Raw genomic sequence first — 15,827 nt, 5'->3', positions numbered from 1 at the left:
CGGGCAAGGGGCTGCAACCAATGTTACAGCCCCGCGCACCATTAATCATTTTGCTTTTCTTCAATTGCGTCCAATACTTTTTCAAGGTGAATCCCGTGACTTGCCTTCAACAAGACAATATCGTCACCAGTCAGGGTAGCCTGCAGGTCCGCAGTCAATTGGTCCAGCTGATCGGCTTGATAGTAGTGGATGGCATCACTCGGGTAATCATCACGTTGCAACTGATCCTTCAAGGCCTGCATCTGCTCACCAACCAGGTAAACAGCCTGGATATGGGTAGGATCGATCTCACTTGCTAGACTCGCATGCAAACGAGCTGAAGCATCACCGAGCTCCAGCATATCACCCAGGACAGCGATCCGCCGACCCTTAGTTGGCATCGTCGCGACTGTCTTGAGCACCTGCTTGGCAGCCGTCGGGTTAGAGTTGTATACGTCGCTTAAGATCTGCTCACCATTCTTACCAGCCAGCCACTCTGCCCGGTTCTCGGTCAGCTCGACATTAGCCAAGGCTTGTTTGATATGCTCCGGCGTAATGTGAAGCAGGCGACCAACCGCCATGGCCGCCAAGGCATTGTTGACATTGTACTCCCCCACCATTGGGATCGTAAACTGCTTATCCGGCCATTCATTGACCGTAAAGGTAAGTGAACGCGGGTGATCCTCAACGCTAGTGGCGTAAAGATCATCATCCAGGTGACGACCAAAGCGCACCAGACGCTGATCAATCTGGGCAGCCCGCTCATTGAGTAGCGGTTCGTCACCGTTGTAGACTAGGGTGCCATCCTCCTTGAGGCCATGGGTAATCTCCATCTTGGCATCAGCAATCCGGTCCCGGGTCCCGAAAAACTCAATATGGGCCTCACCGATCATTGTGATCACTGCAATGTCAGGAGAAGCGAGCTTACTCAAAAAGTCCAGTTGGCCAAAACGATCCATCCCCATCTCAACGACGACAGCCTCCGTGTTGGCCTCCATATTGAGCAGGGTCACCGGCACCCCAATCTCATTGTTGAAGTTAGCATAAGTCTTGGTGACATTCAACTGGGTGCTCAGGATCGAGGCAATCATGTCCTTGGTAGTCGTCTTGCCATTACTCCCGGTGACGGCTACCACCATCGGATTGATCTTATGCAGGTAATACTCGCTCAACTGTTGAAGGGCCTTCAGCGGGTCGTCAACCACCAGCAATGGGTGCTCGTGGTCAACAATCTCGTGGTCACTGGCCCATAACGAGGCCGCTGCACCATTGGCAAAGGCACTGGCCACAAAACGGTGACCATCCTGGGCCCCTTGTAGTGGGATGAAGAGCGCACCACGGTCCAGGTGACGGCTGTCAAAGGACACACTGGTCAGCTCAACGTCTTGCCATTGATCGATATTGTTTTGCGCATCAATTGCCTTCGCAATCTCCGCTAACTTCATTTTCATAGAAAAGCTACCTCTTCTTCTGATACTTTTGTCTAGTTTATTAATTATATCACTCTCACCCGATAAAGGCGACCAAGCGAATAAATTGCTCTACGAAAAAACAGCCAGGAAGCTCTCCCGACTGCCATTAAAAAACTAGTTCTCGTTTACATCTTCTCCAACCGTTCGATCCGGTCGTCCAGCGGCGGGTGAGTATCAAACAAGTGAGCAAAGCGGCGGTGCTTGGCATTACGCTCAGGGTCGCTAATGTAGAGGGCCGAACTGTTCGGGTCGGCGGCCTTCATCGGCTGAGCCCCCTTAAGCTTCTCCAGAGCCGAAATCATACCATGCGGGTTCCGGGTTAATTCAACCGCACCTGCATCCGCTAGGTACTCCCGATTCCGCGACAGAGCCATCTGAGCAATCGTGGCTGCCAAAGGCGCCAGGATAATCAACAGGATTGAACCAAAGGCAGTAAAAACGCCCCCGGCGCTATTGTTATCCCGGTTATTGCTCCGCCCACCAAACCACCAAAAATTACCAGCAAAGTTTACCAGTACGGAAATCGCCGCTGAAAGGGCCAAGGCGATCGTCTGCAGGCGGATATCATAGTTGCGAACATGACTCATCTCGTGACCCATCACGCCCTCCAGCTCCTCACGATTCATCATCTGAAGCAGGCCGGTGGTGGCCGCCACTGCCGCGTGCTGGGGGTCATTGCCAGTCGCAAAGGCGTTCGGACTCGGATCATCAATGATGAAGACCCGTGGCATCGGTACCTGAGCGACCATCGCCATATCTTCAACCACGTGCCAGAGTTCGGGGGCCTCGCTGGCCGAGTGGATCTCACGAGCGTTATTCATGTTCATCACTACATCGGTTGACTGACCAATCATCACTGACATATAGATAATGGCGACCACCCCGGCAATGATGATTCCAACCACTGCGGACCGGGCAAAGAGATAGCCGATTGCCGCCCCGATCAAGGCCACTAGCAGGAAGAAGCCAAACATCACCAGAATGGTCTTACGCTTATTGCGTGCAATCTGTTGGTATAGCATGCTAAATCACCCTAATCGTCAAATGAAACGTGGGGCACATCCTTCGCCTCTGCCGGAACCTGCAGGTATTCCATCGCTGTGAAGTGGTGGAGCTTGGCAATGATGTTGCTTGGGAAACTCTGAATTTTAGTATCTAAGGCAGCCACAGTAGAGTTATACAGCTGACGGGCATAAGCAATCTTGTTTTCCGTGTTGCTTAACTCCTCCATTAGCTGTTGGTACTCAGTACTGGCCTTCAGGTCTGGATAGTTTTCAGCAACCGCGAACAGGCTCTTCAGCGTTCCGGAGAGCTGATTGGAAATCTCCATCTTCTGAGCCCGGTCATCATCGGGAACCTCATTGAGGGCTGCCCGTAGCTGGGTAACCTTCTCCAAGGTGGTGGCCTCATGCTTGCTATAACCCTTAACGGTGGAAACCAGGTTTGGAATCAGGTCATTACGCCGTTGCAGCTGGACATCGATTTGGCTCCACGATTCTTGAGCATGGACCCGGAGCTGAACCAGACTGTTGTAAATGACCACGTAGATCCCGACAAGGATTGCAATGACCACGATCACAATAATTAACGTCATGTTTCTTTCCTCCTTCAGATTAGTTTGTTTCTATTTTACCAAATCGTCCAACCCAAAGGAAATTAATTATGCACCCCTTTCGCAAATCCTTGTAACTTTCGGTATGATAGTGGTAGTAATAAAGTGAGGTGTTAACTATGAACGTATTATTTGTCTGCCTGGGCAACATCTGCCGGTCACCGATGGCCGAGGCAATGTTTAAGCAGATGGTCGCAACGGAGGGCCTCAGTGACCAAATCCACATCGATTCCGCCGCCACCAGTAACGAGGAGGAGGGCAATGGCCCCCACCCTGGTGCCCTGAAGACTATGCACCGCCACCATTTGAACACCGCGGGGCTCGTCTCCCGGCCAATCACTAGTCGCGACTTCGATTGGGCCGACTACATCATCTGTATGGACAATATGAACCTCTACAACCTGCGCCGGATTGCTCCGGTGACTGATGTCGGTAAAATCCACTTGGCCAACGAGCCGGTTCCCGGCAAATCAGATACCGAGATCCCTGATCCTTGGTACACTCACCGCTTCGAAGACACCTACCAGAGTTTGGCCACGGCCCTTCCTTACTGGCTTGCTATCATGAAACGGCAGCTTAAATAATTAAACAGCCATCCCAACCAACCGTTTTAAACGGTCCCAGTTGAGGATGGCTGTTTAGTTTGCGTTAGTGAGAAAGGCATCAAGCAGCTCCCAATGCCTCATTTCTACGATGCCCGCCCCGTTGTGTACTTGGTACTGAAATTTTTTTGAACTTTTACCGGTGCCTGTTTAAACGGCTCAGACTTAACAAAGTCCCCGCGAATCATCAGCCGACGAGCCCCAGTGGCGTCACATGTGATCAAAGTGATGATCTTTTGGGGCGTATTATTAACCACTTGAACATCAGTAGCATCAATGAACTGCCGCTGGCTTATCCGGTACTCGTAAACCCGGTCAAGGTCAGTGATGTAAATCATCTGACCAACTTTGGCATGATAATAAAGTGGCGAGAACAAAATCTTGCTCCCGTTGGCCATATTATGGCCGGCCAAGGCATAGTTTCCCTGCCCCATTTGCATGTCTGGACGCATGGTTCCGGCTGCTAGTGCCAGGGTCGTGTTATTGACCCCATTGGCGATCGGTAGGGTCATGTTGATGTCCGGCACAGTAATCTCACCAATGATGTTGATCGGCTGCTTCTTAGCCCGGGCCTGAGCCACCGTCTGAAAGTTCAAGTCCTTAACGTCGCTGAAGTTATAAGTAGCTTTCTTCTGCCGGTCCTGCTTGATCGACTGTTTGGTGATCGTTGGTCGGTAGCTGCCCACCAAGTGTTCCTTAATCTGCTGATTAAAGATCAGACAAGCTGACACCACCAGTAGGATAACGACAACGACCCAGCGGAGCCAGCCGCGTGAATGTTGCTGTTTCTTCACTTCTATACCTCCTCACATCACTATGTCACTAGTATACACTTTCAGCCTAGTTATCACTATTATCTGGATTGCTTGGACCGCTCTTAGGCTCCCGGTCACTGTCCAGTAGATAGTGACTAATCAAATTGACGATCTGCTTGTTCTGCGGCAGACTGGAGTGCTGAGCCTTGCTCCCGGTCACCGTCATCGTGGTATAGTGATTAACCTGCTTTTGAAAAATATACTTGCCAGCCTCCACACTCTGTTCGGGAACTAAGCCATCTGAATCGTAGCTCTCAGTTCCAGCAACGGAGTAAACATCGAGACTTTTAGGGATCTTCTTACGGCCCTTGACTAGGTCGCTGAACATCTGCGTTGGCTGTTTGACTGAGGTTTCGGCAAAGTTATACGGCGTTCCCAAGGTCATCAGGCGCTTGATCGTGATCCGTTCACTATACTGGTGGTAGTATTTCTCCAACCACAGCGTCCAAATCAAGCCTCCGTTAGAGTGTCCGAAGGCCTTAAAGTTGTTGAAATTGTACTTGTCGCTCAGCAGGGCAAAGGCACTGTTGAACATTCGGGCCTGTTTCTTGATGTTCTGGTAGCCATCGTGGTTGTTCTGAAAGCCAACCACGATGATCGGCTCAGAATCGCCCCGGTTGATCCAGCCGGTCGACTTGATCTTGCCGTTGTTCTCAACCTCAAGGCGCAACAGACTGTGCTTTTTGGCGGTCCGCTTATTCAAGATTTCGACCAGTTGATTGAAACGGTTCATTGTCGCCGAACTCCCCGGAATCATGATCACTGGCGACATCCGTGAATTTCGTTGAGCGGCCAGGTTGGCATTGGCATTTTTCATCCAGAAGTAAGTTGGCAATGCCAGGATAACAATCAGAAGAAACAAGGCCAACAAGACGTGACGGCTCCGCTGGGCTAGTTGTCTCCCTAGATTACGCATCACATTCACCACCTAATGTTGTCCGGGCCAGTTGAGACTCGACCCGGAAATTCAGCCGGACAAAGGGTACATACAGGGCAATGTCCAGGAGTAAGAGAAGCATTGTAAAGACCAGGGTCGCCCAGTTTCCATTTGTCGCCATGAAACCAATCAAGGGCCCCGGTGTTCCAAGCAGAACCGGGTACGGGGTTGCAGGAATCAGGTGTAAAGCTGTTATCCCCACTGCAATTCCGATATTGATTAGGGGCAAAAACATAAAAGGCAGGAGGAATACCGGATTCAGAATAACTGGCAGGCCAACCAGGGAACTGTAGTCGAAGTTGAAAATTGTCGGCAGGGCCGTCCAACGGGCCACCCGGTGCAGGCTGCCATTGCCAGGAAAGAGCAGGATTGCCACTAACAAGGCCAAGACCAGACCATCACCGCCAAAGTTGGCAAAGGAATTGTAAAGGGTGCTGCCTAGGTACTTATATGGCACGTGCCAAGCACTGCCATGAGCCAAGGCGTAGTTCAGGTTGGCCATGTAGGCGGGTGTGTTCAGCGGCACCTTGTAGCTGGACGGAATTCCAAGGCCAACCCAGTCCATCGTCGCCAAGGCGAGTGACATCAACAGAGCCAACCACACGTTCCGTGGTTCCTGACTTGCATTGGTAAGGGTCGTGTAAGCATGGGAGTATGCCCGGTAGAAGCGCCCCGAGTTGATTGCCAAAGATACTAGCATCGCCAGCAAGGTAGTGATCAACAAGGGCCATAAAGAGGCAAAGGCCTGCCGACGAACATCCAACCAGGTGACCTTCTTCACCGTCAACTCCTTTGGCCCCTTCCAGCGATAAAGCTGGCCAACCCCGTAACCAATCACTAGGGCCACCAGCAGACTCTTCCCGCCAAGCAGGGCCATGTGAAAACTGATCGGTACCTGAGGGTTCTTTCCATAACGGTAGGCGACCAGTAAGAGAGCAAAAGCGCCAGTTAGCCCTGCCAGTTGGGCATCTTTGCGATAGAAACGGGCTGTGTTGTATGCACAGATAAAGCAGGCCAGGATTCCCAGCAGGCTGAAGAAGATCTGGGTGACGCTGGTAAAGACAAATTGGAGAGTCCGCAGCCAGGTTAGAGAAAGCCAACTGCCGATCCCGAGGATATTATAGAAAAAGCCATTAGCATTCAGAAAACTCTTGACTATCAGCTGAGCCAGGGCCCCGATCAACGCCACTGGGAAGAGGACCACCAACGTCTGTCGGACGGCCTGAATGAACGACCATTGGTTGAAACGAACAAGTACATTAACGACTTTGGACTGCATTTAACCACCTGTCTTTGAAAAGTTCTTTTACTGATTATACCGCCATCGTCCGGTGTTTAAAGCACAAAAAAAAGCGCCCCGCAAACACAGGACGCTTTCGTAAATCACAAGTAAGATTACTTGAGACCGTACTTCTTGTTGAACTTGTCGACCGCACCATCGGCTTGGGTAAACTTTTGCTTACCAGTGTAGAATGGGTGAGAGTCAGAAGTAACTTCAACCCGGATCAGTGGGTATTCGTTGCCGTCTTCCCACTTAACCGTTTCCTTAGAAGTAGCAGTAGAACCAGAAAGAAACTTGTAACCAGTAGATGAGTCTTCAAATACTACTGGATGGTAATCTGGATGAATTCCTTGTTTCATAATTTAATACGCTCCTTTTGCCATGAATCATTGCCTGAAACATAGATAATCAACCCTAACAGAATACCACGGATTGACATCAGACGCAAGCACTCAGTTGATTTTTACTGATGAATCGTCCTCAATCGCAACATTGGCGTGCAACCGGTTCAGCTTCCAGACAATCCGGTCGTAGCCGCGCAGGATGTTGCCAGCGTTGTTGATTACCGTCGTGCCATCCGCCATCAGACCTGCAATGGTAAGGGATGCCCCAGCACGGATCTCACCGGCCTCGACGTTGGCACCATGCAGGTGGTCAGTGTGCTTGACAATAATCGTGCCATCGTGAGCCTCAATGTTCATGCCCATCTTCTGAAGTTCGGAAACGTGCTTAACCCGCTTCGGGTAGATCGTATCTACGATCATGCTGTCTCCCGAGGCCAGAGAAAGCAAGGGCGTCAATGGCTGCTGCAGGTCGGTGGCAAAGCCGGGGAATGGCAGGGTCTTGACATGGATTCCCTTAAGATGCGTTACCTTGGGTACATAAATCTTGTCACTGTCAATTTGCAAGTCAACACCCATCTCGATCATCTTACTGGTGAATGCTTCCAGGTGTTCGGGAATCACATTATGAATCATGATGCCATCACCCATGGCCGCAGCCAATGACAGATAGGTTCCCGTTTCAATCCGATCAGCAATGATCGTGTGGGTATTCATCGATTGCAGGGTGTCAACCCCTGTAATCCGAATGGTTCCGGTTCCGGCACCACGGATCTTGGCTCCCATGTTGTTAAGGAAGGTTGCCAAGTCAATAATCTCCGGTTCGCGAGCCGCATTCTCAATGATCGTAGTTCCCGTAGCGCGTACGGCAGCCAGAATGGAGTTGATCGTGGCCCCGACAGAAACCATATCTAAGAAGATCCGGGCCCCATGCAGACCGTTCTTGGTGGCATCGAGGTGGACAGTACTACCATCCTCATTGACCTCAGCCCCCATCGCCTTGAAGGCCTTCAGATGCTGGTCAATCGGCCGTGGTCCAATGTTGTCACCACCGGGAAAAGTTAACGTTGCTCGGTGAAACCGGCCCAACAGTGCTCCCATAAAATAATAGGAAGCTCGCAGACTCTTAATCGCCTTACTTGGTAACTCGGCTTCCACAATTTGGGTCGGGTCGATGTCTAAGACCCCGTGACTGAACTTAGACTTAACGTTCATCGACTTCAAGATAATCATCAAATTGTGAACATCCAAGATATCCGGCACGGTGTCAAATTGCACTGGCGTGTCGGCTAAGATTGCTGCTGGGATTAAGGCAACGGTGCTGTTTTTAGCACCGCCAATGGTGACTTCACCCGAAAGTCGGTTTCCTCCTTGAATGATCATTCTTTTCATTTCTGTGTTTCCTCGCTTAAAAGATTTAATTTAGTTTTTTTAGGTTTAATTTTAATAGTTAGTGATTATTTTACTTATAAAACAGTCAACTGTAATGATAATGAAATGTTTACTAAATTACAACCTTTTCTAAATAATCTTAAAAAAATTAAAAGCATGATCTGTTTATTCTTCGCTTAACCAATTTAAGAGTGATATTTGCTTAGAATGATTATAATTTCCCGGGGAATGATTAGATACTATAACATGATTCCTCAACATAGATAAAATACTATAATGCAGTATACAAAGGCCCCCAGCGTTCGGAAAAGTCCGAACGTTAGAGGCTACCTCTTCGTGCTTGCGGGGGTTATAAGACAAACTAGCAAGCTAGTTTTGTCTTACTCTCCCACTATTATCGTGCTAAACGTACTCGTATGTTGCTTTTTATGCCTCGTGGTTCTCCACCGCTGCCTTGACAAAGGCTTTGAACAGACCCTCAGGGTGGTTTGGCCGAGACTTGAATTCTGGGTGGTATTGAGCGGCCACGAAGAACTTCTTATCAGGCAGCTCAACCACTTCGACCAGATTCCGGTCTGGGTTGACCCCAGAGACGACCAAACCGTGGTCTTCCATTTCCTGCCGGTAATTGTTATTAAATTCGTAACGGTGCCGGTGCCGTTCACTGATCATCGACTGATTGTCGTAGGCTGCAGCCGCCACTGTGCCGGCCTTCAGCTTGCATGGGTAGGCACCCAGTCGTTGGGTACCGCCCATGTCCTCAACATCTTCCTGGTCAGCCATCAGGTCAATAATGTTATGCTTCGTATTCGGGTTAAACTCGGTCGAGTTAGCATCTTGATATCCCAGAACATCACGGGCAAACTCAATGCAGGCAGTTTGCATCCCCAGGCAGATTCCCAGGTATGGCACATCATTTTCCCGAGCATACTTGATGGCGGTGATCATCCCTTCGACACCTCGGTTACCAAAGCCACCCGGAACCAGGATCCCGTCGTAGTCCTTCAAAGTGTCGGCAACGTTATTCTCGTTGATATGTTCAGCGTTGAAGTGGTCAATCTTGACCTTAGCATCAACCGGGTAGCCAGCATGGCGCAGGGCCTCGTTGACAGAAATATAAGCATCCTGAAGGTCAGTGTACTTGCCAACCATGGCAATCTTAACTGTCTTGTTCAACCCGTTTTCAATGTGGTCAACCATGTTTGTCCAATCCCGCATATCAGCCACTGGAACATCCAAGCCGAAATGATCAACGACTAACTGGTCCATTCCCTGCTTCTGGAGGTTCAACGGAATCTCATAAAGGGTGTTGACATCCAGGGACTCAATTACCGCCTTCGGATCTACATCACAGAAAAGGGCAATCTTATTGCGCATTTCTTCCGTAATTGGCTTTTCCGTCCGGACTACCAGGATGTTTGGCTGGATCCCAAGGCCACGCAGCTCACGAACACTGTGCTGGGTTGGCTTGGTCTTCATCTCACCAGCAGCCCGCAGGTATGGAACCAAAGTCGTGTGAATGTATAAGACGTTGTCAGCACCGACCTCTTCCTTCATCTGCCGAATGGCTTCCATGAATGGCTGGGATTCAATATCACCAACGGTTCCCCCGATCTCGGTGATAACTACTTCGGCATCCTTACTCTCACCGGCCCGCTTAATCTTATCTTTGATAGCGTTGGTGATGTGTGGAATCACTTGAACAGTCCGGCCGAGGTAGTCGCCCCGCCGCTCTTTCTTCAACACTTCGGAGTAGATTTTCCCCGTGGTGACGTTAGAATACTTGTTCAGGTCGTTATCAATGAACCGTTCGTAGTGACCAAGGTCCAGGTCGGTTTCCGTCCCGTCATCGGTGACGAAGACTTCCCCGTGCTGGTATGGGCTCATCGTCCCCGGGTCGACGTTGATGTACGGGTCAAACTTTTGAATGGCCACTTTTAAGCCCCGGTTTTTCAATAAACGGCCAAGGGAAGCGGCGACAATCCCTTTTCCTAGTGATGAAACAACCCCACCGGTTACAAAAATGTATTTCGTCATTGCGTTTCTACTCCTTTTAGAATATTTGAGTGGGTTCAATAAATAAAAAGCTCCCTATTTCAGCTGAAACAGGGAGCTTTACTATTTACGAACGATTGGCCTGTAATACAGGCGCCCAAGTAAGATAATACAAGGTCAACATCCAATAGTCAAGCAATCACTACCAGATTTTATTCGTCATCCTCGTCATCATCATCGTCTTCGTCATGCAGTTCAGAAAGTTGGCCTTCGATGCCATCGTCAAGGTCATCATCGTCATCACTGTAGTCGTCATTGTCGGCGTCGTAATCGTCGTCTTCATTGTTGTCATCGGCAGCATCGTCGAGATCCTCATCTTCTGGATCATCGTTGTCGTAGTCGATCACATCGTCATCGTCGTCGGAGTCTGCTAAGAATGCATTAACCTTGCGCCGCTTCTTCTTTGGCCGGTCCTCGTCCTCTTCGTTTTCACCAACCGTGGCTTCATCGATGGACTCGTATGGGTACCATGCCCGCAGACCCCAGGTATTGTCACCAAGGGAAATAAAACTGCCGTCAATGTTCAAATCAGTATAGAATTGGGCGAGCCGTTCACGGATTTCCTCATCACTCTTACCCAAGTATTGCTGAACCTCGTTGGTTAAGTCAACAAATGCCATTGCCTCACCGTGATCAGCCAAAATAGCGTGTGCTACTTCAATCATTGAAAGCTCTGATTTGTCTTGGCCGTCAAAAACCTTTAAATCCAAATTGGTGCACATCCCTTCAAAAAGTCTAAATTACATCTTACAATACTAGGCCGTAAAATGCAATTCAATTTGGTAACTTCCAATCTCCTGACCGCCGCTCTGAAGATGGTAGCATAAGAACAACCGGCCCGCGGGGGTATCCGGATCCAGTACACGATCCAACCTACTAGTGACCACCTGCAACTGCATCACCCCGTATTCTGTCCGGTAGCGGGTGATCGTCGGCTGTTCGGGATCAAACACCAGCCAAGTCTCCGTAGCACCCTGCCGGTGGATGTGGACCTCCCCGTCGTCAAGGCGAAACTGAACTGGAGTAGCTTGTCCATTCTGATGTTCGTAGTACCGCAAGTAATACTTGTCGTTGAGGACGATGAACTCGCCGTCCTCTTCAAATGCAAACGTTTCATGCTGGCCATCCTGCTCCATAGTTGTTTTTAAACTGACCTTTACTGGTACCCTTTTCTTGATCGTAATCCCCCTCTTCCTTAAATACTAATATTTATCCACTATATTTAGTATAATAGACTGTACATAATATTAAAGAAAAGAAGTTAGCATATGCAAAATTTTAACCAGCAACACGTTGAATACTTCGACCAGCCCTTGCAGCCGGCCAACAACCTGACCTCCTTTGCTTATACCAACGCTCTCCTGCGCTCGAGTGAGAAATTACCGGCACCCCTGCTCCACTTCTGGACCCTTGAAGACTCAGTTATTCTCGGTCTCAAAGATCAGCGTCTCCCCCACCTTGCCGACGCCCTCAACTTTCTTCACGACCGTCAACAGCACTTTTTCGTGCGTAACTCCGGCGGCCTGGCTGTCGTCAGCGATAGCGGGGTCTTGAACTTCTCCCTCTTTTTCCCCTGGCACCTTGAGAGTCACCAGCTGACTATCGATACCGCTTACCAACGGATGGAGGAGGTTGTCGCCCAGGCTTTCCCCGAGTTAACAATTGCGACCGGCGAAATAACTCATTCCTATTGCCCTGGAAGTTTCGACCTGAGCGTCAACCAGCAAAAAATCGGTGGTATCTCCCAACGACGCAACGCCGCTGGAGTCGTTGTCATGCTCTACCTGAGTGTTAACGGCAACCAGTTACGTCGTGGCGAACTCATCCGTGACTTTTATAGTCGGGGTCTTCAGGGCATCGACAACAAGTGGCACTTTCCTGACATCTGGCCAACCGCAATGACCACCCTGGCGGACCTCCTCCACCAGCCACTGACCATTGAAGACACTAAGCAGCGACTGCTCGGTGTTTTCCCTGATCACGGTCAGGACAGCTTCCACCAGCTCACCTGGTCGCCATCATTTATCAAGCTGGCCAATGACGAGCTGTCAGCAATGACCCGGCTTCAGGAACGACTGCATAAGGGGTGATTCACGTGGAACGTTTTAAAAGCTTTAATGAAGAAAAACTGCCCCGCGAGAAGGTCTTTCGTGATCCAATCCACGGACAGATTATTGTCGATAACCAGATCATCATGGACTTGATTAACACACCAGAGTTCCAGCGGCTGCGCCGGATCAAGCAGCTGGGTACCTCATCATTTACTTTCCACGGGGCTGAACACTCCCGCTTTGGCCACTGTCTGGGTGTTTACGAGATCACTCGCCAGATGTGCAATAATTTCCAACGCAACTACCCCAGCCAACAGCCCGGTGATGGATTATGGGACGATGGTCAGCGACCTGTAGCTCTCTGCGCGGCCCTGTTGCACGATCTCGGTCACGGACCCTACTCGCACACCTTCGAGCATATCTTCCATACTAACCACGAGCAGATTACTCGGCAGCTGATCACCAGTCCGGAAACCAACATCAATAAAATTCTGCGCCGGGTCGCACCCGACTTCCCCCACCAGGTGGCCAGTGTGATCGATCATACCTACCCCAATCAACAGGTCGTCCAAATGATTTCTAGCCAGGTTGACGCTGACCGGATGGATTATCTCCAACGGGACTCCTACTATACTGGAACCAATTATGGAAAATTCGATATCGACCGGGTTCTCCACGTTATGCGGCCAGTCAAGGATGGAATTGCCTTTGAGATCTCGGGGATGCATGCCGTCGAGGACTATATCATCTCGCGGCTGCAGATGTATCTTCAGGTCTACTTCCACCCGGTCTCTCGGGCAATGGAAGTCATCCTCGACCATCTATTGATGCGGGCCAAGTACATCTACGAACAACACAACGAGTTTGTACCAGAATTCACCCCCTATATGCTGATGCCATTTTTTAATAAGCACTTCACCCTTGACGACTACCTGGCCCTCGATGACGGTGTGCTGACCACCTACTTTAACCACTGGACCCACTCCAGCGACGATATTCTCAACGACCTGGCCAACCGCTTTCTAAACCGGCGACCCTTTAAGTCGGCAATTTATGACCAGGAGACGGCTGATCTTCTGCCAACCCTGCGTAACCTGATTCAGACTGCTGGCTTTGACGAGCGCTATTACACGGCCGTCAACGACAGTTTCAAACTGCCTTACGACACTTATAATCCAAAGGCCTCCAAACCGCAGACCCAGATTGAACTTGTCCAGCCCAATGGAGAATTCATCGAACTCTCCCAGGTCAGCACCCTGGTGGCCAGCGTCTCAGGGCGAGAAGCCGGCGACCAACGCTTCTTCTTCCCAAAGGAAATGTTGCAAGAGCGCGCAGATCTTGAAATCTTTGAGCCTATTTACGAGCAGTTTCAGCACTATATCAAAAATAATCACATTATCAAACCAAAGGAGAACAAGTAATGTCAATCAAACTAATCGCAATCGATATCGACGGGACCCTGATCAACGACCAGCGGCAAATCACTCCCAAAACAGTGACGGCCCTCAAGAAGGCTAGCGCTGCAGGCATCAAGGTAGTCCTTTGCACTGGACGACCGATGACGGGGGTTGAGGCCTACCTAGAACAACTCGGAGTTGCCAACCAAGACAACGAGTACGTGGTCAGCTTTAACGGTGGTCTGGCCCAGTCAACCAGCGGCAACGTCATCGTTGACCATAGTATCAGCTTCAACGACTACGTAGACTGGGAGAATTACTGTCTGAAGGAAGGGGTCCACTCCCAGATCGAGACCCGGGACTATATCTACACCACCAACCAGAACCTCAGCTACTACACCATCTATGAGTCTGAGCTGGTTAGCATGCCAGTCCGCTATCGATCGATGGATGAAATGTCTCGTGAGCGCGACCAGTACATCATTGCTAAGGCGATGATGGTCGATACTAAAGATAAGATCGACACCGTCCTAGCCGACCTGCCTCAAGACCTGCGCGATCGTTTCTCAATTGTCCGCAGTGAGGACTTCTATCTAGAATTCATGCACCCAGACGCTAGCAAGGGGAAGACCTTGAAAACCCTCAGTAAGCAACTGGGAATTAAACAAAATGAAGTAATGGCCCTCGGCAATGCCCAAAATGATAACTCAATGATCGAATTTGCCGGAATTGGCGTGGCAATGGGAAACTCAATTCCGGAGACCCTGGCAGTGGCTGACGTAACCGTTGCCGATAATAACCACGACGGCGTGGCCGAGGCCGTTAATAAGTACGTCTTTGATCAGAAATAAAATTCCTACACTAATCTAAAATATGGCTGGCGAGAAAACGTTATTTTCTCGCCAGCCACTTGTGTTTTTCCAACTATAAATACACTACATAGTAAGTTTCTTCGGCTTTAGCTTTCAAACCGTTGCGGGGTGGTTGGCCACTTTTCCATCAAGTCTGTTAGATAACGACTGACCACCGCCCCTGAGTGCTGGTCGTAAAAGTTATACTGCCGATCCACAATATTGATAATCGCCTGGTAGTGAGTGTAATTATGGGCATGGGCCGGGGTATGGGGAACCGTCACCCGTTGAAGAAAGGCTAACAGTTCATTGGCGTCCCGCGGGGGTTGTCGCCAGCGCCAAATAGCCGCCTGAATGAAGCGCTGGACCGAGTTGCCACCCACTGGCAATGGTTGACTGGTTGTCGCAATAGCCTGAGCCAGCTGGATAGCCGAGGAAGTGACCGGTTGATTAAGATAAGCAGTCAGGTGTGTCAACTGGTCATCAAGCGCCGGAGTATTAGTGATGACTCCCAGTGGATTGGGCCGGACGTGAAGATGATCTCCCAGGGGCTCGATTACATATGTCCCGGTCCGATCCATCAACAGCCAGTGAAATGGGTAGCGCTGATCATCGTACCACGGGGCGTCAATTACCGTCACCCGGTCAAGGTCCGCTGCCAGCTTATGGACCGTGGCGTGAGTTCCCAGTGCCCACATAATAAAATCCTGAGGAGTCATCCCCTGCGTCCCAGCTCGGACAGTAGTTGAATATTGGGCTGCCACCGGGAAGAAGAGTTCGGCCCCCGCCAGACCGGCATCGTTAACTGCATCACCGATCAGGTAATGACCGGCAACAACCCGCATCCCCCCAAGCAGGGCCCATCGGTTATGATGACTAACGGTCCCCTGGGCCGCCCGCCATTGATATCCCCGTGGCAGATAAGTCAGATGCCAGGCGGTCCGAGGCGGGAAATCCATTGTCCGACCCAACAAATGGTCCTGGTCAATTGTCATCACTGTACACATTGGCATTCCCTCCTTATTACCAAAAAGGGTCCGG

16 protein-coding genes are annotated in these 15,827 nt (G+C 50.2%); 4 read left to right on the top strand and 12 right to left on the bottom strand.

Annotated features, from left to right (window positions below; genetic code table 11):
• Positions 1–41: 41 nt before the first annotated feature.
• From CK797_RS06870 to CK797_RS06860, 3 genes are all read right to left on the bottom strand, one after another.
• Complete coding sequence (locus CK797_RS06870) at positions 42–1,430, bottom strand: UDP-N-acetylmuramoyl-tripeptide--D-alanyl-D-alanine ligase (RefSeq protein ID WP_104689016.1); 1,389 nt, start codon at positions 1,428–1,430, stop codon at positions 42–44.
• 146 nt (positions 1,431–1,576) lie between these two features.
• Entirely contained in the window at positions 1,577–2,473 is an 897-nt protein-coding gene (htpX, locus tag CK797_RS06865; protein WP_104689015.1) for a zinc metalloprotease HtpX, read from the bottom strand.
• A gap of 11 nt (positions 2,474–2,484) precedes the next feature.
• A complete protein-coding gene (locus CK797_RS06860) occupies positions 2,485–3,045 on the bottom strand; it encodes a LemA family protein (protein ID WP_104689014.1) in 561 nt (186 codons plus the stop codon).
• Positions 3,046–3,182: 137 nt separating this feature from the next.
• Here CK797_RS06860 and CK797_RS06855 point away from each other — a divergent pair, with 137 nt between their 5' ends.
• Positions 3,183–3,647: a low molecular weight protein-tyrosine-phosphatase gene (locus CK797_RS06855; RefSeq protein ID WP_104689013.1), complete on the top strand. Its 465-nt coding sequence runs from the start codon at positions 3,183–3,185 to the stop codon at positions 3,645–3,647.
• A gap of 104 nt (positions 3,648–3,751) precedes the next feature.
• Here CK797_RS06855 and CK797_RS06850 read toward each other — a convergent pair whose 3' ends face one another.
• The 8 genes from CK797_RS06850 to CK797_RS06815 form a co-directional block, all read right to left on the bottom strand.
• Positions 3,752–4,459 (bottom strand): class A sortase, encoded by a 708-nt coding sequence (locus CK797_RS06850; protein WP_104689012.1) that lies wholly within the window; start codon positions 4,457–4,459, stop codon positions 3,752–3,754.
• A 46-nt stretch (positions 4,460–4,505) separates the two neighbouring features.
• Positions 4,506–5,396, bottom strand: coding sequence for an alpha/beta hydrolase (locus tag CK797_RS06845; RefSeq protein WP_104689011.1), 891 nt, complete (start codon positions 5,394–5,396; stop codon positions 4,506–4,508).
• A complete protein-coding gene (locus CK797_RS06840; RefSeq protein ID WP_104689010.1) occupies positions 5,389–6,696 on the bottom strand; it encodes a PTS transporter subunit EIIC in 1,308 nt (435 codons plus the stop codon). Before CK797_RS06840 ends, CK797_RS06845 begins: the two co-directional genes overlap by 8 nt.
• A 116-nt stretch (positions 6,697–6,812) precedes the next feature.
• Positions 6,813–7,058 (bottom strand): type B 50S ribosomal protein L31, encoded by a 246-nt coding sequence (locus CK797_RS06835; protein WP_104689009.1) that lies wholly within the window; start codon positions 7,056–7,058, stop codon positions 6,813–6,815.
• 93 nt (positions 7,059–7,151) lie between these two features.
• Positions 7,152–8,432 (bottom strand): UDP-N-acetylglucosamine 1-carboxyvinyltransferase, encoded by a 1,281-nt coding sequence (locus CK797_RS06830; protein WP_104689008.1) that lies wholly within the window; start codon positions 8,430–8,432, stop codon positions 7,152–7,154.
• A gap of 426 nt (positions 8,433–8,858) precedes the next feature.
• On the bottom strand, positions 8,859–10,469 hold the full coding sequence (locus CK797_RS06825) for a CTP synthase (RefSeq protein ID WP_104689007.1): 1,611 nt from the start codon (positions 10,467–10,469) through the stop codon (positions 8,859–8,861).
• A gap of 170 nt (positions 10,470–10,639) precedes the next feature.
• Entirely contained in the window at positions 10,640–11,197 is a 558-nt protein-coding gene (gene rpoE / locus CK797_RS06820) for a DNA-directed RNA polymerase subunit delta (RefSeq protein WP_181049541.1), read from the bottom strand.
• Positions 11,198–11,242: 45 nt separating this feature from the next.
• Entirely contained in the window at positions 11,243–11,665 is a 423-nt protein-coding gene (locus CK797_RS06815) for a DUF1934 domain-containing protein (RefSeq protein WP_104689005.1), read from the bottom strand.
• Between the two features lie 90 nt (positions 11,666–11,755).
• Here CK797_RS06815 and CK797_RS06810 point away from each other — a divergent pair, with 90 nt between their 5' ends.
• Genes CK797_RS06810 through yidA form a run of 3 tightly spaced genes read left to right on the top strand, consistent with a single transcriptional unit; the run spans position 11,756 to position 14,786 of the window.
• Complete coding sequence (locus CK797_RS06810; RefSeq protein ID WP_104689004.1) at positions 11,756–12,577, top strand: biotin/lipoate A/B protein ligase family protein; 822 nt, start codon at positions 11,756–11,758, stop codon at positions 12,575–12,577.
• Between the two features lie 5 nt (positions 12,578–12,582).
• A complete protein-coding gene (locus CK797_RS06805) occupies positions 12,583–13,959 on the top strand; it encodes an HD domain-containing protein (RefSeq protein WP_104689003.1) in 1,377 nt (458 codons plus the stop codon).
• Positions 13,959–14,786: a sugar-phosphatase gene (gene yidA / locus CK797_RS06800; RefSeq protein ID WP_104689002.1), complete on the top strand. Its 828-nt coding sequence runs from the start codon at positions 13,959–13,961 to the stop codon at positions 14,784–14,786. The genes CK797_RS06805 and yidA overlap by 1 nt, the downstream gene beginning before the upstream one ends.
• A 107-nt stretch (positions 14,787–14,893) precedes the next feature.
• Here the strand turns inward: yidA and CK797_RS06795 are convergent, their stop codons facing one another.
• Entirely contained in the window at positions 14,894–15,793 is a 900-nt protein-coding gene (locus CK797_RS06795; protein ID WP_225365038.1) for a linear amide C-N hydrolase, read from the bottom strand.
• Positions 15,794–15,827: the final 34 nt, after the last annotated feature.

This window comes from Limosilactobacillus pontis (genome assembly GCF_002940945.1).
Taxonomy (GTDB): Bacteria; Bacillota; Bacilli; order Lactobacillales; family Lactobacillaceae; genus Limosilactobacillus; species Limosilactobacillus pontis_A.
The sequence above is the reverse complement of the archived record's forward strand: the minus strand, read 5'-3'. Positions and strand labels throughout refer to the sequence as shown.